The sequence below is a fragment of the Williamsia soli genome (assembly GCF_017377795.1).
In the GTDB taxonomy this organism is placed as follows: domain Bacteria; phylum Actinomycetota; class Actinomycetes; order Mycobacteriales; family Mycobacteriaceae; genus Williamsia; species Williamsia soli.
This window is the reverse complement of the sequence record NZ_JAFRDR010000008.1, coordinates 276,308-294,113: the sequence shown is the minus strand read 5'-3', so window position 1 is coordinate 294,113 and position 17,806 is coordinate 276,308. Positions and strand designations below refer to the sequence as shown.

At 63.8% G+C, this 17,806-nt stretch carries 21 protein-coding genes; 11 read left to right on the top strand and 10 right to left on the bottom strand.

From position 1 onward, the window contains the following. Positions 1-464, bottom strand: a 464-nt coding sequence (locus tag J3S28_RS21250) for a DUF222 domain-containing protein (RefSeq protein WP_207842729.1), incomplete at its 3' end; no start/stop codon positions are given. A 96-nt stretch (positions 465-560) separates the two neighbouring features. Beyond that, entirely contained in the window at positions 561-770 is a 210-nt protein-coding gene (locus tag J3S28_RS21245) for a hypothetical protein (protein ID WP_207842728.1), read from the bottom strand. Positions 771-1,459: 689 nt separating this feature from the next. On the opposite strand from J3S28_RS21245, the gene J3S28_RS21240 reads away from it, so the two are divergent. From J3S28_RS21240 to J3S28_RS21220, 5 genes are read left to right on the top strand one after another with little or no spacing between them, the layout of a single operon-like run. Beyond that, positions 1,460-1,996: an alternate-type signal peptide domain-containing protein gene (locus J3S28_RS21240; RefSeq protein ID WP_207842727.1), complete on the top strand. Its 537-nt coding sequence runs from the start codon at positions 1,460-1,462 to the stop codon at positions 1,994-1,996. Between the two features lie 29 nt (positions 1,997-2,025). Next, positions 2,026-2,577, top strand: coding sequence for a hypothetical protein (locus J3S28_RS21235; RefSeq protein ID WP_207842726.1), 552 nt, complete (start codon positions 2,026-2,028; stop codon positions 2,575-2,577). Beyond that, positions 2,574-3,158, top strand: a complete 585-nt coding sequence (locus tag J3S28_RS21230; RefSeq protein WP_207842725.1) for a signal peptidase I — start codon at positions 2,574-2,576, stop codon at positions 3,156-3,158. The genes J3S28_RS21235 and J3S28_RS21230 overlap by 4 nt, the downstream gene beginning before the upstream one ends. Further along, positions 3,155-3,727, top strand: coding sequence for a SipW-dependent-type signal peptide-containing protein (locus J3S28_RS21225; protein WP_307797302.1), 573 nt, complete (start codon positions 3,155-3,157; stop codon positions 3,725-3,727). The genes J3S28_RS21230 and J3S28_RS21225 overlap by 4 nt, the downstream gene beginning before the upstream one ends. A gap of 1 nt (position 3,728) precedes the next feature. Beyond that, positions 3,729-5,240 carry a signal peptidase I gene (locus J3S28_RS21220; protein WP_207842724.1) on the top strand — a complete coding sequence of 504 codons (1,512 nt, stop codon included), beginning with the start codon at positions 3,729-3,731 and terminating at the stop codon, positions 5,238-5,240. An 88-nt stretch (positions 5,241-5,328) separates the two neighbouring features. On the opposite strand, the gene greA is transcribed toward J3S28_RS21220, so the two are convergent. The 4 genes from greA to J3S28_RS21200 all read right to left on the bottom strand — a co-directional run bounded on the left by greA (position 5,329) and on the right by J3S28_RS21200 (position 7,926). Further along, a complete protein-coding gene (greA, locus tag J3S28_RS21215) occupies positions 5,329-5,823 on the bottom strand; it encodes a transcription elongation factor GreA (protein ID WP_084838414.1) in 495 nt (164 codons plus the stop codon). A 96-nt stretch (positions 5,824-5,919) separates the two neighbouring features. After that, complete coding sequence (locus tag J3S28_RS21210; protein ID WP_207842723.1) at positions 5,920-6,693, bottom strand: queuosine precursor transporter; 774 nt, start codon at positions 6,691-6,693, stop codon at positions 5,920-5,922. Positions 6,694-6,712: 19 nt separating this feature from the next. Then, positions 6,713-7,330: an LppP/LprE family lipoprotein gene (locus J3S28_RS21205; RefSeq protein WP_207842722.1), complete on the bottom strand. Its 618-nt coding sequence runs from the start codon at positions 7,328-7,330 to the stop codon at positions 6,713-6,715. 167 nt (positions 7,331-7,497) lie between these two features. Continuing rightward, positions 7,498-7,926: a DUF4307 domain-containing protein gene (locus J3S28_RS21200; RefSeq protein WP_084890741.1), complete on the bottom strand. Its 429-nt coding sequence runs from the start codon at positions 7,924-7,926 to the stop codon at positions 7,498-7,500. 79 nt (positions 7,927-8,005) lie between these two features. Here J3S28_RS21200 and mca point away from each other — a divergent pair, with 79 nt between their 5' ends. Genes mca through J3S28_RS21185 form a run of 3 tightly spaced genes read left to right on the top strand, consistent with a single transcriptional unit; the run spans position 8,006 to position 11,185 of the window. Next, a complete protein-coding gene (mca, locus tag J3S28_RS21195; protein WP_207842721.1) occupies positions 8,006-8,926 on the top strand; it encodes a mycothiol conjugate amidase Mca in 921 nt (306 codons plus the stop codon). Next, positions 8,923-9,174 (top strand): hypothetical protein, encoded by a 252-nt coding sequence (locus J3S28_RS21190; RefSeq protein WP_207842720.1) that lies wholly within the window; start codon positions 8,923-8,925, stop codon positions 9,172-9,174. Before mca ends, J3S28_RS21190 begins: the two co-directional genes overlap by 4 nt. Beyond that, positions 9,146-11,185, top strand: coding sequence for a thioredoxin domain-containing protein (locus J3S28_RS21185; RefSeq protein ID WP_207842719.1), 2,040 nt, complete (start codon positions 9,146-9,148; stop codon positions 11,183-11,185). The genes J3S28_RS21190 and J3S28_RS21185 overlap by 29 nt, the downstream gene beginning before the upstream one ends. Here the strand turns inward: J3S28_RS21185 and rocD are convergent. Together rocD and ddaH are read right to left on the bottom strand one after the other, a co-directional pair. After that, the gene (rocD, locus tag J3S28_RS21180; RefSeq protein ID WP_372436050.1) at positions 11,143-12,333 is read right to left on the bottom strand and encodes an ornithine--oxo-acid transaminase; all 1,191 of its coding nucleotides are present in this window, start codon (positions 12,331-12,333) and stop codon (positions 11,143-11,145) included. The genes J3S28_RS21185 and rocD overlap by 43 nt on opposite strands. Before the next feature lie 56 nt (positions 12,334-12,389). Next, positions 12,390-13,247: a dimethylargininase gene (gene ddaH, locus J3S28_RS21175; RefSeq protein ID WP_307797300.1), complete on the bottom strand. Its 858-nt coding sequence runs from the start codon at positions 13,245-13,247 to the stop codon at positions 12,390-12,392. Between the two features lie 133 nt (positions 13,248-13,380). Here ddaH and J3S28_RS21170 point away from each other — a divergent pair, with 133 nt between their 5' ends. Next, complete coding sequence (locus tag J3S28_RS21170) at positions 13,381-13,827, top strand: Lrp/AsnC family transcriptional regulator (RefSeq protein ID WP_084890754.1); 447 nt, start codon at positions 13,381-13,383, stop codon at positions 13,825-13,827. 260 nt (positions 13,828-14,087) lie between these two features. Then, the gene (locus J3S28_RS21165; RefSeq protein ID WP_207842717.1) at positions 14,088-15,152 is read left to right on the top strand and encodes a 3-deoxy-7-phosphoheptulonate synthase; all 1,065 of its coding nucleotides are present in this window, start codon (positions 14,088-14,090) and stop codon (positions 15,150-15,152) included. A gap of 184 nt (positions 15,153-15,336) precedes the next feature. On the opposite strand, the gene trhA is transcribed toward J3S28_RS21165, so the two are convergent. Next, on the bottom strand, positions 15,337-15,963 hold the full coding sequence (gene trhA / locus J3S28_RS21160; RefSeq protein WP_207842751.1) for a PAQR family membrane homeostasis protein TrhA: 627 nt from the start codon (positions 15,961-15,963) through the stop codon (positions 15,337-15,339). Positions 15,964-16,066: 103 nt separating this feature from the next. On the opposite strand from trhA, the gene J3S28_RS21155 reads away from it, so the two are divergent. Then, positions 16,067-16,849 carry an isoprenyl transferase gene (locus J3S28_RS21155; protein ID WP_207842716.1) on the top strand — a complete coding sequence of 261 codons (783 nt, stop codon included), beginning with the start codon at positions 16,067-16,069 and terminating at the stop codon, positions 16,847-16,849. A 10-nt stretch (positions 16,850-16,859) separates the two neighbouring features. On the opposite strand, the gene coaA is transcribed toward J3S28_RS21155, so the two are convergent. Continuing rightward, positions 16,860-17,792: a type I pantothenate kinase gene (gene coaA, locus J3S28_RS21150; RefSeq protein ID WP_207842715.1), complete on the bottom strand. Its 933-nt coding sequence runs from the start codon at positions 17,790-17,792 to the stop codon at positions 16,860-16,862. Positions 17,793-17,806 lie beyond the last annotated feature (14 nt).

The following is a 17,806-nucleotide window of genomic DNA, read 5'->3' as shown; positions in this document are numbered from 1 at the left end:
GACCACGATCCTCGGCGGCGTAGTTGCTGAGCGATGTCGCGGTCGATGTCGGCCATGTGCTCGGAGCCTTCGATCAGATCGGTGCGGGAGACGATCTGGGCGATGTGGTGGGCGGCGACCTGTCCTTCCTTCAGCAGCTGCTTGACGTGGGGGAGTCGGTCGCGCAGTGCCAGGGCTCGGGTCAGGTAGTGCTCGGCCCCTTGCTGGGTGATCTGCTGTGCGGCGGCCAGTTGCGCGGCGCACACCGCGAACGGATCGACCGCCCGCAGCGCCGCCGGTGTGTCGTCGAGGGGTGCCACGACCATTCGGTGCAGGTGAGCTGCGCTGTCGTATCGGACCCATTCGAAGTAGCTTTGCGCGGCGACCGACCGCTCGCAGTTACGGAGCAATTCATTAGGCCGCAACCAATTGGCGGGGCCGATACCGGCCACCCGCTGCACTTCGACATCCCCACCCTCGAACATATGAGCGACTATTCCAGAAGGGTACGACAGTGCGCTGAAGAGCCGCGACGGAGCGAGTTGACGTCGCTCCGGCGCACCAGAAGGTGGTGCTAGACCTCAGCTGTCCAGCACGTGCTGAACGGCTTCGGCGGTGATGTCACCGTCGACCACATGGATGCGCTCACCCTCGTGAGAACCATTGACCCAATCGCCCGAGGTCTTCCAGTCGATGATCTTGCCGTCGTTGTCGAAGGCGATCGCGGTGAAGTCGGAGTGTTGTTCGGCGAACTCGGCGATCTGGTTGGCGGTGGAGCTGGGATCAGTCATGAGATGGAAGCTACCCAGACAGTGAGTGCTCGACACATGTCGACGCGTTTAATTACATTTCGACCCCGACATATCGCGTGATCACCAAACCGTCATATCTATATGGAGTACCTGGTCACTTGAGCAATGACGGCAAAGATTTCAATGGAGGGTCGTGTTCAGGCATTATTTTTAATAAGCCTAACAAAAAATCATTCCCGAGTCTTTGATCGTCAAAGTGTGCACTTATGCGCTCCCTGAGGCAGGCTCAGCTGAATTCGATTGCAATGCTTGCGGACGTTGTCTTGGCATTTGTCGCCTGGCCTGCGATGAATCCATCTTCGAGGCAAATGTGTACAGCAATAATGACCTGGAACTGGGTCGATGCGGAAGATTGAGGTCAGAATGTCTCGGTAAAGGCGTGTTGATTGAAGTGATGAAGATTCTCGAATTGGCTCGCCATAGAGAACCATTTGGCGTAGGGTCGTCATCGAATTGATAATTGCTGTTGAATTTTGTAACGCCGGGTTACCAAGGGGCGACATTCTCGGCGAGATGCAATGTGAACCGCGTCGAATTGAATTTGTGCAATATCGATGTGGGGACCATCGTCTGATGCGAATTCCGCGGCAGAGGGTCGAAATTCACGTTGACCCACCACCAATCCGATGCGGCTTGAAGGGCCGCCGTACCTTTGCGAGGTTGAAGACATGAATCGAAACGCCAAAGGCGCTCTCGCTGCCGGAGCTGCTGTCGTCATACTGCTCGGCGGTGCGGGTTCGTACGCACTGTGGAGCGACTCGGGCAGCAATACCCCGGGAAACCTCACCACCGGCGAGCTCGACCTGACGGCCCAAGGGACGCCCTCGTGGACCGATGTTTCGACGACGGGGGTGGTCGGCGGCACTGCAGTGGATCCGACGACTGACCTGCTGGTGCCGCTGGACACCTGGGAGTACACCTCGACCTACACAGCTGTTGCGACTGGTAAGAACATGGAGGCAGAGGTCACTGTCGATCCAGGCGCCGCCGGGACTCCGCCCACGGGCGTGACGGTCACCCCGGTTGCCACAGTCGACGGCACCCCGGCACCCGGCGGTAGCACGGTCACCATCACCCCCGGCGCACCCCACACCGTCGTCGTGAAGGTCACAGTCGCGTTCGCCGATGTGAACGATCAAGTCAGCCAGAACCAAGGCGTGAACGTCTCGGGGATGTCGGTGAACCTGAATCAGGTTCGTTCCTGACGATGTCCTCGTCGGGTACGACCCGGCTCGTGGTCGTAACAGTGTTGGGTGCGGTTATCGCGCTGTCCCTAGCGGCAGTGCGGTCGACCGACGCTCTGTGGACCGACAACGCCTCCACCGACAGCGCGACGGTGACAACCGGCCAGCTCAAGCTGGTGGCAGGCAGTGGGTCCGGGTCAACTTACCAGTTCGCAGGACTCAATGGGGCGGGAATACTCCCCGGTGACCAACGCCAGGCACCTTTGGCGATCACCAACGGTGGTAGCACCCCTCTGCGGTATCGCCTCAATGCTGCCGGCCCACAAGTCAGTACGCCCGGCTCGGGCGTCACGCTGTCACTATCCGGGACCGTCATGGCCGTCGGCAGCACGTGCGGCACCGGGACACTCCCCGGTGCCGCGGCGTTCACCACGTTCACCACAAACGCTTCCGGCGCCGGCGCGAGCAGCCCCTGGCGTTCGCTGGCCGAGGGGGTCACAGAGACCTGGTGCATAAGGAGCACGTTGCAATCGGTAGCCGGAATCGGATCCGCGACTTACACAGTACTTTTCGATTTTCGGTCAGAGCAGACGCGAACATGACCTCGAAACAGTCGGAAGCGCGCATTGCCATCGAAGACAGCCCGCGCAGGACCGGACCACTGTGGTGGGCGTTCCAGATCGTCACGTGGGCGCTCCTGCTGGCTTTGGTGGCGATCCTTCTCGCGACAATCGTCGTACCGAAGATCGCAGGGGCGCAACCATATTCGATACTCACCTCATCGATGAAGCCGGATTATCCTCCTGGGACACTCATCGTGGTCCGCAAGGTCGATGCAACGACCTTGCAGATCGGTGATGTGGTGACCTACCAGATTCGTTCGGGTGAACCCGCGGTGGTCACTCATCGCATCGTCGGATTCAATTTCGACCAGCAAGGCAACCGGTTGCTCACGACGCAGGGCGACGCAGTCGCGGTCCCGGATGCACAGCCGGTGCGGCCGGCGCAGATACGGGGAGAATTGTGGTACTCGATCCCGTACCTCGGCTATGTGAACAATTGGATCAGCGGCTCGACGCGCCTGGTCGTTGTTTACGTGGTCGCTGCAACCCTGCTCCTCTACGCAATCGTCCAGTTCGCGGGCTCGGTCCGCGAGCGCCGTGCTCCGCCGAGTGCGCCGTGAGCGCGTGGTTGCGTGCCGCGGGGCTGGCGCTGATAAGCCGCCGCACCCGCGCCGTTCTGTCGATCGGGATGGTCATCGGCATCGCGGTGGTGGGGACTCTGGCCCTGTGGTCCTCGACCGTGAGTACCAGGTCGGGTGAGTTCACCACTGCCACCATCACGATCCTCGCGGACGGTGTGAAGAACGCGTCGTTCACATTTGCCCCCAACGGGATCCTTCCGGGACAGTCGGCAGCAAAGGTCGTCACGGTGAGCAACACCGGGACTGCGGCGTTCAGGTACACCGCGTCGGTGTCGAGCGCCGACGCCCTGGGGCAGGGCGTGACGCTGACCGCGGTCGCCGGCGCGACGGCCTCCGGCGGCATCTGTGGACCGGGAACTGTACTGACGACGGCAAAGTCGATCACCAACACACCGTCGGCATTCGCGACCGGGCGTGGACCGGTCGCGGCGACGTCCGGCACCGACCCCCTCTGTGTTCAGCTGAATCTCCCGACCACGGCGCCGGCCAGTCTGGCGGGCACATCGGGGTCTGTGCTGTTCACGTTCACCGCCAGCGCAGGCACCTGAGATGTCCGATCGTGCCAAGAAGATCGCGCTCGAGGTCACTCTGACCGTCGGCGCGATCACAGGCGTGTTATGTGTGTTCACTGCGATCGTGAGTGCCTCATTAGGGTTGTCGCCGTTGATCTTCCGCTCTGACTCCATGTCTCCGGCAATCGATGTCGGCGACGTCGCGATCTCACGTTCGGTGCCGGCCGGCGACGTCGCAGCGGGGGACATCGTGAGCGTCATGCGTCCCGATGGCACGCGAATCACCCATCGGGTCGTGTCGATCGATTCGCGGGTCGGCAATTCGACCACCATGACACTGCGTGGCGACGCGAACAGCATCGAGGATTCGGAACCATACACAGTCTCGACGGTCGACGAGGTGCTGTTCCATATCCCGAACCTGGGCTACGTCTTGAGTTCGTTTGCCAGTCCTTTTTCGTGGGCCGTCGCCACGTTGTTCACTCTCGGTCTGTTGTGCCTGGCGTTCCGACCGGACAAGCTGATTCGCCGAACAAGTCAGGGCAGGCACACCGGGTCGATGTCGCTGCGCTCACGCAGCACCGCGATCGTGGCGCAGGGATTGATCGCCGTGACCGTGGTAGCCGCAGCCGTCGTGGGCTTCGCGCGAACCCATGGCACCCTCGCTCCGCTCACCGACTCCGCGACAGCAGCCGGTGCGGTCTCGGCGGGCCGACCGGAAGCACCGACAGCGCCCCTGACGTGTACTACTGTCACCACCGGGTTCCTTGAGACCAGCGCCCGCCTGTCATGGGCGAATCCGGCGAACCACCATTCCTACGCCTACGTGTTCACTTTCGTCCCGGTGCTCGTGGGTCCGTCGAATTCGGCTGTGGTACCCGCATCGACTACCAACCCGGCGACGCTGGTCGTCAGCAGAGCGTACTTCAACGACGTCCTCGGGCTGGCCTTGCTCGGGGTGTACAACGTGGAAGTTCGCAGCAGGGTGGGCAACTTTCTATCGACGGGAAGACTGAACATCAGCGTCAACCTGTTGCTCGGCAGCGTGTCGTGCGCATCCGCAACCGGTACCTCCTCAGCCGCGCGTGCAGCACCCCTCCAGACAACGACAACGACAACGACGACGACGTCCTCGACGGCCTCCTCCTCCTCGACCACATCCGCCCCACCTGAGTCCTCGACCTTCACGCCGTCGAGCCCGAGTGCGTCCGAGAAACCCACCACCAGCGTCTCTGCGCCGGTGCCGACCACGACGAGCGACGAGCCGCCGACCAGCGCGCCACCGCTGTCGACTGCCGCGCCGGTCCCTGCTCCAGTCCCTGTGCCACTACCGGCGGTCGAAGTGACGTCCCCCGGTGGAAGCTACGTCGCCTCGGCCGGCGGCGGAAATGTTGTCATCGCGGACAAGCAAGGTGCCGAGGAGTACCGCGCCGATATCAGAGCCGTGAAGCTGGAATGGCTGGACGACGCGACGCTCAAAATGACGGATGCCAACGGCGCCGCGACGACGGTGACCCGGGAGGACGGCACCTGGTCTGTCGCAGGCTGACGCGAATGTCGGTCCCGAAACCAAAATGGTGGCTTCTGGCGAACCCGACCTGCGGGTTTACTCGCCAAAAGCCACCATCATGGGGTTCTTACGTGTGGTACGGCTCCGCGCTGACCAGGGTCACGGACACGGTGGCCCCACTGGGCACGGTGTACTTGCGGGTGTCACCGACCTTGGCGTCGATGAGCGAACCACCGAGCGGCGACTTCGGGGAGTAGACCTCGAGCTTCTCATCCGACGAACCCTGTTCTCGGGTTGCGATCAGGAAGGTCTCGGTGTCTGATTCGTCGCCGTCGTAGTAGACCTTGACCACGGACCCGGGCAATGCAACGCCCGACTGAGTGGGGGTCTCGCCAACCTTGGCGGTGTTGAGCAGCTCCTGGAGTTGACGGATGCGGGCCTCTTGCTGGCCCTGCTCGTCACGGGCGGCATGGTAGCCACCGTTCTCCTTGAGGTCGCCCTCTTCGCGACGCTCGTTGATCTCGGCAGCAATCACCGGACGATTCGCGATGAGAGCGTCGAGCTCCTCTTTGAGCCGATCATGGGACTCCTGGGTAAGCCAGGTCACCTCGGTGTCGGTCATGCTCGTCACTCCCTCTCGTTAAATACAGCAACACGGCCCCTCTCGGGACCGTGTATCAGCCAAGAGTACCAGCACAGATGGACGGTTCTCGAATTCTTATCTAATTGTGCCCGCAGTTTCGAGTGCGGAACCGTAGGTGGGCTCACGTTTCTTGAGCCAACCGACGAACAGATAGGTCAGTGGCATGATCGCCACTTCGACCAGCGTTTTCCACACAAATCCGATGATCGTGTAGTTCAAGAAATCCGACCAGGTCGAAATGCCCAGTGCGGTAGCGGCAATGGAACAGAAGACCAGGGTGTCGAAAAACTCGCCGACGACCGTCGACCCGAGCAGACGGGCCCAGAGGTGTTTTTCTCCGGACCGTTCCTTCATTGTCACGAGAACCCAAGAATTGAGGAACTCACCCACGACGTATCCGGCCAAACCTGCGGCCAGGAACTGGGGGACGACGCCGGCGACGGTCTTGAACGACTCTTGCCCGTCGTAGAAGTCGGCTGCGGGCAGGTGGATGGTCAGCCAGAAACACAGCGAGGCGATGAGCAGGACGAAGAACCCGGCGAGAATCGTGCGCCGCATGGCCCTGAAGCCGTAGACCTCGCTGATCACGTCACCGAGGACGTAGGCGAGGGGGAAGAGGTAGAACGCGCCGTCGGTGACCAGGCCGTCCATGGACAGGGGCCCGAAGTCGACGTGGAGATCGGGGAACAGCACCACACCCTTGGTGCCGGTGATGTTGCTGATCATCATCACGCCTACAAAGAGCGCGACGAGCATCGGAAAGTAGTAACTGGTGATGGAGGCGAACGCCGGACCCGGTCCCTTGGCGGTGGACGGGTCCGGCTGCCCAGACTGTGTTGTTGGTGTCATGGGTGCCGATTATGGGTGATCAGCACTCGCCTCGGGTGACCGCCTCCGGCAGCTCGCCGAGCATGTCGACGTCGGAGCCGTTCCAGTGATAGCTCACGTAGGCCTCACCCTGTGGGTCGGCGTTGGCCTCGTCTCCGACGAGGTAGCGGTACCGGACGTCGATTCGGTCATCGGCTGTGGCGGCCACGGTCTGATAGCTCAGATTGCAGGACGTTCCGGTTCCGAGGAACTCACCGTCGTGGAAGAGCAGCAACTGGTACGGGGACGACACGGTGCCTCCCTCGGTGTCCAAGGTCACGTAGGTGAGCGACGCACAGGTGTTGACGTTGCTCTCCCCTTCGACCCAACCGACTCCGGGCATCGGTGGCGCGATCTGTGCGATCGCGGAATCGATCGTCACCGTGTCGACGTCACATGTTGCACTGGTCAAAGGACTGGCGGCGGGACCGTTCGTTGCCGGTGGTGGCGACGTGATCGTGGTGGCGACGACGTCGGTTTGGGTCAGGGTGGTGGTCACCGGGAAGGAGTAGCCTTCATCGGCGGTGCCGCATCCTGTCACCACCGCCGCAGCGATCGACGCGGCACATACGGTCATGAAAATTCGTGTCGAAAAGGTAGAACTCGCAATGGTTTTCATCGAGCAGATCCTTTCGTTGCCGACCCACTACCACCGTCGCAAGGGACGGAGAAATAGTTAGTCACGGAAAGGTGTCGAACGTGTGCTGCGCGAGACGTCGCAGGTCACGAGCTGGGGAGTGGAGCATGTGTCCGCCATTCGGTTGACGGTCGGTCGGGACTACCGGGTCACGGCGCGACGAGGTAGTCCGGCACCGACTCGCTGCAGCCGTAGACCTCGCCGACGGCCGGCGCAGCCGACGTGCGGACGAGTGACGACAATGACAGCTGAGTCTGGCTCGATGCGGGGATGTAGACCTCGCGTCGACCCGTCTCGGAGCCGTCCTTCGAACGCGCTCGCAAGACGCAGGTCGCCGGTTTGCTCGGGTCTTTGCGGTTGACCGTGAACTTCACCTCGACAGTGGAGCTGTCGATGATCAGGTATCCGCTGGCCTCACCCGAGATGTCAGGGTCGGAAAAGCGCTGGTAGCCGAGCCAGGCAAGCAAGACCCCGGCCGCCACCACCAACGTCGTGAGCACCACGAACCAGCGTCGACGGGATCGAGGCGACCGTTCTGTGGGGTAGCGCCCCTGCGGGAGGCTGCGAGCGCTGGTCATGCGTTCATACCTACCATGTAGGGAGAACCTGGAGGACCGGTGAGGGCGGGTCGCACGTTCGGTGGGAGTATTGAGGGCGATGACCGGCACTGTGAAGGTGAGGAAACGCGTGGGTGGACTACGACTCATGGCGGTGCACGCGCACCCCGACGACGAGTCCAGCAAAGGCGCAGCCACGATGGCCAAGTACGCCGCCGAAGGCCACGACGTCTTGGTGGTGACTCTCACCGGCGGTGAACGGGGCGACATCCTGAACCCCGCGATGGATCTGCCGGGGATCAAGGAACGCATGCCGGAGGTTCGCCGCGAGGAGATGGCCAAGGCCGCTGCGGCGCTCGGTGTGCAGCAGATGTGGCTCGGTTTCGTCGACTCCGGGCTCCCCGAGGGCGACCCGCTGCCCCCGCTGCCGGAAGGTTCGTTCGCCACCGTGCCGCTCGAGGTCTCGACCGAGGCCCTGGTCCGCGTTGTCCGCGACTTCAAGCCGCACGTGATGATCACCTACGACGAACTCGGTGGGTACCCGCATCCCGATCACATCCGTGACCATGAGGTCTCGATGGCGGCCTACGAGGCCGCGGGCGATCCGGAGAAATTCCCTGACGCGGGCGATCCGTGGACGGTGTCCAAGATCTACTACACCCACGGTTTCATCCGCGACCGCATGATGCTGTTCTCCGATGAGTACGCGAAGATCGGCAAGGAGAGCCCGTTCGCGGAATGGCTCTCGAAGTGGGATCCCGAGCGTGGAAATTTGATGGGACGGGTGACCACCCAGGTGACCTGCGGTGATTTCTTCCCGCAGCGTGATGAAGCGCTGCGATCCCATGCCACGCAGATCGACCCGAACGGCGTCTTCTTCGCTGTGCCCATGGAGTGGCAGCAAAGGCTCTGGCCCACGGAGGAGTTCGAACTCGCGAAGACGCGGGTGAAGACCGCCATACCGGAGACCGATCTATTCGCGGGTATCGACGCGGCGATCGCGGCGGGGGCGTCAGAATGACCACCACCCTGGCCGCAGCCCATCTCACCGACGTGCTCGCCAAGACGGAGGGGCCCGAGTTCGGCAAGGCCTCACCCATGGGGCTGCTCGTGGTGCTGCTGCTGCTGGCAGGAACCGTCTTCTTGATCTGGTCGATGAACCGGCACCTCCGGGGACTTCCGAAGAAATTCGACTGGGACAACCCGGAAGCCGATCAGGCCGCCGACGACGGGACCGACGGTGACCCGCGGCACCAACAGCCTCGCTGAGGCGACCAGCCCATACCTTCGCCAGCACGCCGACAATCCGGTGCACTGGCAACAGTGGAGTCCCGACGCCCTGGCCTGGGCACGCGAGCGTGACGTGCCCATCCTGCTGTCCGTCGGATACGCCGCGTGCCATTGGTGCCACGTGATGGCCCACGAATCGTTCGAAGATCCGGCCACTGCGGCGGTGATGAACCGGGACTTCGTCTGTATCAAGGTCGATCGCGAAGAACGCCCTGACATCGATGCCATCTACATGAATGCGACAGTCGCGATGACCGGGCAGGGTGGCTGGCCCATGACCTGCTTCCTGAGTCCGGGCGGCGAACCGTTTTACTGCGGCACCTACTTTCCGCCCGCGCCCAGGCAGGGTATGCCGTCGTTCGTGCAACTGCTCGAGGCGATCACGGCGACGTGGAAGACCAAACGCGAGGAGGTCGACCGCGTCGGTGTCGCTGTCACGGAGCAGCTACGGGCAAACGCCTCCGGCCTTCCGGACGCGCAGCACCCACTCGACGATGTGTTGTTGGCAAAGGCTGTCGCCGACGTTCTCGGGGACGAGGATCGCGCTCACGGTGGCTTCGGCGGCGCCCCGAAGTTCCCACCGTCTGCGCTGATGGAAGGCCTGCTCCGCGAGTACGAGAGGACAGCTGACCCGGCAGTGGTCGAGGCCGTGACCCGAACCGCTGACGTGATGGCGCGGGGTGGGATCTACGACCAACTCGGTGGCGGGTTCGCCAGATACGCCGTCGATCAGGACTGGGTGGTCCCGCATTTCGAGAAGATGCTCTACGACAACGCGCAACTACTCCGCGTGTACGCCCATCTGGCGCGGGTCACGTCAGATCCTCTGATGCGCAGGGTGACCGAAGAGACAGTCGGCTTCCTCGAGCGCGACCTCACGGTGGTGGGCGGGTTCGCCTCGGCGTTGGATGCGGACACCGACGGGCACGAGGGGCTGACGTACGTCTGGACGCCCGGCGAACTGACCGAGGTGTTGGGCGAGGAAGACGGACAGTGGGCCGCCGAGCTTTTCGCGGTGACGCCGGTAGGGACCTTCGAAGCGGGTGCGTCGACGTTGCAGCTGCGCGCGGACCCGAGTGATGCGGTTCGTTACGAATCCGTACGTACCCGACTATGGGCTGTGCGTGCGCAACGCTCGCAGCCGGCGCGCGACGGCAAGGTGGTGACCGGCTGGAACGCGATGGCGATCACCGCGCTCGCCGAAGCCGGTGCAGGACTGGGCCGGCCGGAATGGGTCGACCTCGCGGCCTGGTGCGGCCGCGAGATCCTGGACCGTCATCTGGTCGACGGGCGGCTGCGTCGTTCATCGCTCGATGGCGTCGTGGGGGAGCCGCTGGCAGCGCTCGACGACCACGGGGCCCTCGTGACCGCCTTGTTGACGCTGTACCAGGTCACCGGCGAGACGACGTGGCTCGATGCGGCACTCGATCTGCTGGACAACACGATCGACTTGTTTGCCGACCCGCAGGCACCGGGATCGTGGTACGACGCGGGCTCCGATGCCGAGAGCCTGCTCGCCAGGCCACGAGACCCGATCGACGGCGCGACCCCCGCGGGCACTTCTCTGATCGCCGAGGCACTGCTGACCGCAGCACCACTGACGCCGGTCGGAGGAACCCGCCGCTCCGCCGGTGATCATGCGGCGCTGGCCGATGCGACCCTCACCAGGGGCGGCGTGCTGCTCGACAAGCTGCCTCGCTCCGCCGGTCATTGGCTCGCGGTGATCTCGGCGCGGCTCGCCGGGCCACTCCAAGTGGCGGTGTCCCAGCCGGGACGGGAACCGAGTGAGCTGTTGATCCGCACTCGGCAGCTGGTTCCCGGCGGTTCCGTGGTGGTGGGCGGGCCAGTCGATTCACAACCCTTGCTGGCCGGCCGCCCGACGGTCGATGGCCAGGCGGCCGCTTACGTGTGCCGGGGCTCGGTGTGTGGGCTGCCCGTGACCACGGCTCAGGCCTTGTCGGCGGCACTCTCCAGCACGTCGGCGAATTGATCCATGGCCCAGTCGATCTCGTCGATGGTGATGACGATCGGCGGGGCGAATCGTAGGGTGGAGCCATGGGTGTCCTTGACCAGGACACCACGCTGAGCGAGTTTTTTGCACAGGTCCTTGCCCGAACCGAGGGTTGGATCCACGTCGACCCCCGCCCAGAGTCCCAGGCCACGCACGGCGGTCACCCCGGAACCGACCATGTCGGCGAGCCTGCCGTGCAGATGTGCGCCCATGACGGTTGCGCGGTCTTGCCAGTAGCCGGTGCCGAGCATGCTCACCACCGTCGAACCGACTGCGGCGGCAAGAGGATTGCCACCGAAGGTGGAACCGTGTTCGCCGGGCGCGAGGACGCCGAGTACATCGCTGTCGCCGACCACGGCCGACACCGGGAGTACGCCGCCGCCGAGCGCTTTGCCCAGGGTGTACAGGTCCGGCACCACTCCCCAGTGATCTGAGGCTAACGTCTTGCCGGTTCGACCCAGGCCCGACTGGATCTCGTCGCAGATCATCAACACCTTCGCAGTGGTGCACAGGTCCCGCACCCCGGGGAGGTAGTCCGGGGGCGGCACGACCACTCCGGCCTCGCCCTGGATCGGTTCGATCAAGACCGCGACGGTGGTGTCGTCGATGGCGGCGGCCATCGCGTCGACGTCACCGAACGGGACGATCCGGAAGCCCGGTGTGAACGGACCGAAACCGCGCCGTGCCGTCTGGTCGTCGGAGAAGCTGACGATGGTGGTGGTGCGACCGTGGAAGTTTCCCGCGGCCACCACGATCGAGGCCTGATCGGTCGGTACGCCTTTGACGTCGGTGCCCCACTTGCGGGCCACTTTGATCGCGGACTCGACCGCTTCGGCACCGGTGTTCATCGGTAGCACCATGTCTTTACCGCACAACGCCGCCAGGTCTCGGCAAAACGGTCCGAGGCGGGCGGAGTGGAAAGCCCTGCTGGTCAATGTCAATCGGCTCAACTGGTCGGTCACTGCGGCGACGATCTCGGTGTTCCGATGCCCGAAATTTACGGCGGAGTACCCCGCCAGGGCGTCGAGGTAGCGTTTGCCTTCGACGTCGGTGATCCATACGCCCTCGGCGGTGGCCGCGACGACGGGCAGTGGTGAGTAGTTGTGCGCGGCATGATCATCGACCATGGCGATGTGCTCGCCCGAACTGAAGACCGGTCCGACGGCGCTGGTGAGGTCGATACTCATGATGCTGTTCCTGTCCTGCGTAGTTCGAGAGTGCAACACTTGACTCCGCCGCCGCCCTTGAGGAGTTCGGACAGGTCGACCTCGATGACGGCGAACCCGGCCCCGCCGATGGCGGCGGCCAACTGCGGTGCGGCGTCGGTCATCACGACATTGCGCCCGTCGGAGACGAGGTTGAGTCCGAGCACGGCGGCGTCAGGATCGGACGCGATGATGGCATCGGGATAGAGCGTGGCCAACGTGTCCTGTGCAGCCGCAGAGAACGCGGCGGGGTGGTAGGCGATGGTCTGATCGTCGAGGACCGCGATGACGGTGTCGAGGTGGTAGTAGCGCGGATCGACGAGTTCGAGGCTGATGACGGGCATCCCGGTGAGCCGCTGAACCTGTTCGTGCGCACCGTGATCGGTGCGGAAACCAGTACCGGCCAGGATCCTGTTCCCGACGACGAGGAAGTCGCCTTCACCCTCGTTGATTCCGTCGAGGTGATGGACCGGGCCGACCCCTGCACCCGCCAGCCACGCCGCGTACACGGGACCCTCCGCCCGGCGTTCGTCATGCCGGAACTTGGCGGCGATTGCGACGCCACCGGCGACGAGGCCGCCGTTGGCGGCGTAGACCATGTCAGGGAGGCCGGGCTGTTCAGGCACGAGGTCCACAGTGTGCCCGAGGTCGAGGTAGATGCGCCGGAGGCTCTTCCACTGCGCGATCGCCAACGAGGTGTCGACCGGGATCGCCGGATCCATCCACGGGTTGATGCAGTAGCTGACCTCGAAGTGGGTTGGGATGGTCATGGCGTAAGCGCGCGGCCGGGAGACTCGATCACGGGAGGGGAGGGGCGCGAGGTCGGTGATGGTCACAAGTTGATCGTATGAAGGGCCCAATGCGCAATCAATCGTCGGACATTGCGTCTGTACCCGGCATCTGTTGTGTCTTCTGGCAGAATAGTCGAATCCGTTGCGTGACGCGGACGAAACGCTCAGGAGGGTGGTCATGGCGGCGCTCGACGAACTCGACGAGGCGATTCTGGCGTGCCTGACGCGCGATGCGCGCCAGACGTATGCGCAGATCGGCGAGCAGGTCCGGCTGTCGGCGCCTGCGGTGAAACGACGCGTCGACCGCCTCGTCTCTTCAGGCGTCATCCGAGGTTTCACCGTCGTGACGGATCCGGCGGCGCTGAAATGGACAACGGAGGCGTATGTGCAGGTCTTCTGCCGGGGGACCATCGCTCCGGACATCCTCGCGCGGTCCTGGGAGCACATCACCGAGGTCGTCAGTGCGGCGACGGTCACCGGTCAGGCCGACGCGATCCTGCGGGTGGTGGCGCGGGACGTGCAGCATCTCGAGGCGGCGCTCGAGCGCATTCGGGCCGCCGAGACCGTCGACCATTCCGAGAGCATCATCGTGCTCTCCCGGGTCATCGACCGGGGTCAGCCGTGAGGGCTCTGACTCGGGGTACAGCGCGAGGGGGAACTACCCGCCTCGGCGCGGTCGTGCTAGATTGGCCGACGTGATCAACCGCGTACGTGCCTATTGGCGCTTTATCGAGGCTCCGGGTGGAGCCGCCGATACAGCGCTACGCTGACGCGCAACAACACCCGGAGCCCCGAGCAGTGACCGATCGTGGTCGCTGCTTTTTCTTTGTCAGGGCACCCGGACGACCGTGTTGAGGTGCCCGCCGAATCAGGAAGGCACACAACATGAGTAACGAACAGGGAATCCTGTCCGGACCCCAGACCTCCGACCGTCGTATCCGGTCGTTCCGCGAGATCCCGTCGCCCGATACCGTGCGTTCGGAACTGCCGCTGACCGCCCGTCGCGCTGAGGTGGTTCAGCGCGACCGCGACGAGATCGCCGCCATCCTCGCCGGCCGCGACGACCGGTTGCTGGTCATCGTGGGGCCGTGCTCGGTTCACGATCCGATCGCTGCCCTCGAGTACGCCCGTCGCCTCGCGCCGATCGCCACCGAGCATGCTGATCGTCTGAAGATCGTGATGCGGGTCTACTTCGAGAAGCCGCGCACCACCGTCGGTTGGAAGGGTCTGATCAACGACCCCGGCATGGATGGCAGCTTCGACGTCGAACGTGGCCTGCGCGTGGCTCGTTCGCTGCTGCTCGACATCATCGACCTCGGGCTACCAGTCGGTTGTGAGTTCCTCGAACCCACGAGCCCGCAATACATCGCCGATGCGGTGGCGTGGGGCGCAATCGGCGCCCGCACCACCGAATCTCAGGTGCACCGGCAGCTCGCTTCCGGGCTGTCTATGCCCATCGGCTTCAAGAACGGCACCGACGGCAACATCCAGGTCGCCACCGACGGTGTGAAAGCCGCAGCGGCCGAACACGTCTTCTTCGGTGTCGACGACTTCGGCCGGGGTGCGATCGTCGAGACCGCGGGCAACAACGACTGCCACATCATCTTGCGTGGTGGCACAGGCGGCCCGAACTTCGACGCCGCATCGATCGAGGGTGCCCTCGCCTCGCTCGCCAAGGCGGGTCTTCCCGAACTCTTGATGATCGACTGCTCGCACGCCAATTCCGGCAAAGACCACATTCGGCAGGCCGAGGTCGCCACGGAGATCGCTGCGATGATCTCCGACGGTCAGCGGGGGATCAGCGGTGTCATGCTCGAGAGCTTCCTTGTTGCCGGTGCTCAGTCGACCGAGGCCACCCCACTCACCTACGGCCAGTCGGTCACCGACAAGTGCATGGACTGGGACGCCACGCTTGACGTGATCGGAGCCCTCTCGGCAGCCAAGCGCTGAAGGCACGACGGCGACGGGCTCAGATGACACGAGCGAGGGAGCGAAGCGACCGATGGGAGTGTCCGCAGCCGGCCGCGCGTGTTCTGGACTGACGAGGAGCGAGCGAAGCGATGCGATCGAGGAGGGAAGAACACGCGCTCAAAGGCCGAAGCTGCCGCGAGCGTAGCGAGCCAGACCAGCACAGTTACTGGAACAGGACGAGCCAGACGGCTATGTAGTGCACCAGCGCGGCGATGACGGTGCAGGCGTGGAAGAACTCGTGGTGTCCAAAGGTGGTGGGCCACGGGTCGGGCCAGCGGGTGGCGTAGAGAATGCCGCCGATCGTGTAGAACAGGCCACCGATCGCCAGGAGCACGACCACGGCCGCCCCGACGGAGTCGATCAGCGCGGGTATCACCGCCACGATCGTCCAGCCGAGAAGAATGTAGAGGGGGACCCCGAGCCAGCGCGGGGACCCGGGCCAGAGGACTTTGAGGGTGACTCCGGCCAGCGCTCCAGACCAGACGATGATCAACACGATCACCTGTTCCGGCGGCTCCAGGCCCATCACGCAGAAGGGGGTGTAGCTCCCGGCGATGAACACGAAGATCATCGAATGGTCCGCGCGTTTCATCCAGGTCCTGGCGACGTCCGAGGTCCAGTCGACGCGGTGGTAGGTGGCGCTCACACCGAACACACCACACACGGTGAGTGCGTATATTCCGCAGGCCAGGGCCGCCATGGGCCCAACCAGAGCCCAGGCGACCGTGACCAGTACCAGCCCGGTGAGGATGGCGACGAATCCGGCGTACAGATGGATCCATCCGCGCATCCGCGGCTTGAGTTCGGCCAGCAGTGCCAATTCAGATTCGACCACAACCTACGGTACCGTAGGTTGTGGTCCTGCGACACGGTCGCCGCGTAAGGTGTAGCGGGTGAAGCTGATCCCCGACACCATGCGCGGACCCATGTATCGGGTCTACGAACGTCGGCTGACGCACTATCTGGACCCGTCCAGATATCCGCGGCACATCGCGATCATCTGTGACGGAAACCGTAGGTGGGCCCGGGCGGCTGGTTTCGAGAACGTCAACCACGGTCATCGTGTCGGTGCGCAGAAGATCGCCGAGGTGCTGAGTTGGTGCAGTGAACTGGGTATCGAGACCGTGACGATCTATTTGCTCTCCACGGAGAACCTGAGCCGTGACTCCGAAGAACTGGGCGCGCTTCTCGAGATCGTTCCCGACATCGTCGAGGAGATCTCCGCTCCGGGACAGCCCTGGCGGGTGAACATCGTCGGGGCGCTCGACCAGCTGCCCGATCAGGTCTCGGCGCGGCTGAAGGCGGCGCAACAGCAGTCCTCCGGACGTACGGGACCCAACGTGAACGTGGCGGTCGGTTACGGCGGGCGGCAGGAAATCGTCGACTCGGTCCGGTCGTTGCTCGCCGACCGGATCGCTGCCGGCGATTCGCCCGACGAACTCGTCGACGCGGTGACCGTGGAGGCCATCGACCAGAACCTCTACACCCGCGGACAGCCTGACCCCGACCTCGTCATCAGAACATCAGGTGAGCAACGGCTTTCAGGCTTCCTGCTCTGGCAGAGTGCTTACTCGGAGATCTGGTTCACCGACGCGTACTGGCCGGCATTTCGGCGCGTCGACTTTCTCCGCGCGTTGCGTGACTACGCCGCTCGCAGCCGGCGCTTCGGCAAGTGATCGTCCCGCGTCAGATCTTGCGTAGCCGCACTCGATTGATCGCATGATCGGCGTCCTTGCGCAGCACGAGCGTGGCGCGAGGGCGGGTGGGGAGGATGTTCTCCACCAGGTTGGGCCGGTTGATGCCGTTCCAGATGTCCCGGGCGGCCAGCGTTGCCTGGTCGTCGGTCAGAGACGAATAGTGGTGGAAATGTGACTGCGGGTCTGCGAAAGCCGTTGTGCGCATTGCCAAGAAGCGGGTTATGTACCAGTCTTCGATGTTTTCGATCCTGGCGTCGACGTAGATCGAGAAATCGAAGAGATCCGACACCATGAGCCTGGAGCCGGTCTGGAGTACGTTGAGACCCTCGACGATCAAGATGTCAGGTTGTTGCACATGATGTTTGGTCCCGCGGACGATGTCGTACGACACGTGGGAGTACACCGGAGCCGAGACGTCTCGTGCCCCCGACTTGACCTCCGTGACGAAGCGCAGCAACGCTCTGCGGTCGTAGGATTCAGGAAACCCCTTGCGGTGCATGATGCCCCGACGCTCGAGCTCGGCGGTCGGATAGAGGAAGCCGTCAGTGGTGACGAGGTCGACCTTGGGGTGACTCTCCCAGCGCGCGAGTAGGGCCTGCAGCACGCGTGCCGTGGTCGATTTGCCGACTGCGACGCTGCCCGCCACGCCGATGATGAACGGCACCTGTCGTTCGGGTTGCCGTTCTCCGAGGAAGGTGGAGGTCGCGGCGAACAACCGCTGGCGCGCGGCGACCTGGAGGTGGATCAGACGGGACAGCGGCAGATAGACGTCCGCGACCTCGGTGAGGTCGATCTGCTCTCCGAGACCCCGCAATTCCCGGAGTTCACCTTCGGTCAGCACCATGGGCATCGACTGGCGCAGACCACGCCACTGCCTGCGGTCGAGTTCGATGTACGGGCTCGGCTCGGTTATCCGTGACATGTCAACACTCGATC

Excerpts from the sequence above, each read along its gene's own strand:
- coaA (WP_207842715.1), bottom strand. The coding sequence starts at position 17,792 with ATGTCACGGATAACCGAGCCGAGCCCGTACATCGAACTCGACCGCAGG.
- J3S28_RS21170 (WP_084890754.1), top strand. The coding sequence starts at position 13,381 with ATGGCGGCGCTCGACGAACTCGACGAGGCGATTCTGGCGTGCCTGACG.
- J3S28_RS21245 (WP_207842728.1), bottom strand. The coding sequence starts at position 770 with ATGACTGATCCCAGCTCCACCGCCAACCAGATCGCCGAGTTCGCCGAA.
- J3S28_RS21230 (WP_207842725.1), top strand. The coding sequence starts at position 2,574 with ATGACCTCGAAACAGTCGGAAGCGCGCATTGCCATCGAAGACAGCCCG.
- J3S28_RS21200 (WP_084890741.1), bottom strand. The coding sequence starts at position 7,926 with ATGACCAGCGCTCGCAGCCTCCCGCAGGGGCGCTACCCCACAGAACGG.
- mca (WP_207842721.1), top strand. The coding sequence starts at position 8,006 with ATGACCGGCACTGTGAAGGTGAGGAAACGCGTGGGTGGACTACGACTC.
- J3S28_RS21165 (WP_207842717.1), top strand. The coding sequence starts at position 14,088 with ATGAGTAACGAACAGGGAATCCTGTCCGGACCCCAGACCTCCGACCGT.
- J3S28_RS21220 (WP_207842724.1), top strand. The coding sequence starts at position 3,729 with ATGTCCGATCGTGCCAAGAAGATCGCGCTCGAGGTCACTCTGACCGTC.
- J3S28_RS21190 (WP_207842720.1), top strand. The coding sequence starts at position 8,923 with ATGACCACCACCCTGGCCGCAGCCCATCTCACCGACGTGCTCGCCAAG.
- trhA (WP_207842751.1), bottom strand. The coding sequence starts at position 15,963 with ATGCGCGGATGGATCCATCTGTACGCCGGATTCGTCGCCATCCTCACC.
- J3S28_RS21240 (WP_207842727.1), top strand. The coding sequence starts at position 1,460 with ATGAATCGAAACGCCAAAGGCGCTCTCGCTGCCGGAGCTGCTGTCGTC.
- J3S28_RS21210 (WP_207842723.1), bottom strand. The coding sequence starts at position 6,693 with ATGACACCAACAACACAGTCTGGGCAGCCGGACCCGTCCACCGCCAAG.
- J3S28_RS21205 (WP_207842722.1), bottom strand. The coding sequence starts at position 7,330 with ATGAAAACCATTGCGAGTTCTACCTTTTCGACACGAATTTTCATGACC.
- rocD (WP_372436050.1), bottom strand. The coding sequence starts at position 12,333 with ATGGTCGATGATCATGCCGCGCACAACTACTCACCACTGCCCGTCGTC.
- greA (WP_084838414.1), bottom strand. The coding sequence starts at position 5,823 with ATGACCGACACCGAGGTGACCTGGCTTACCCAGGAGTCCCATGATCGG.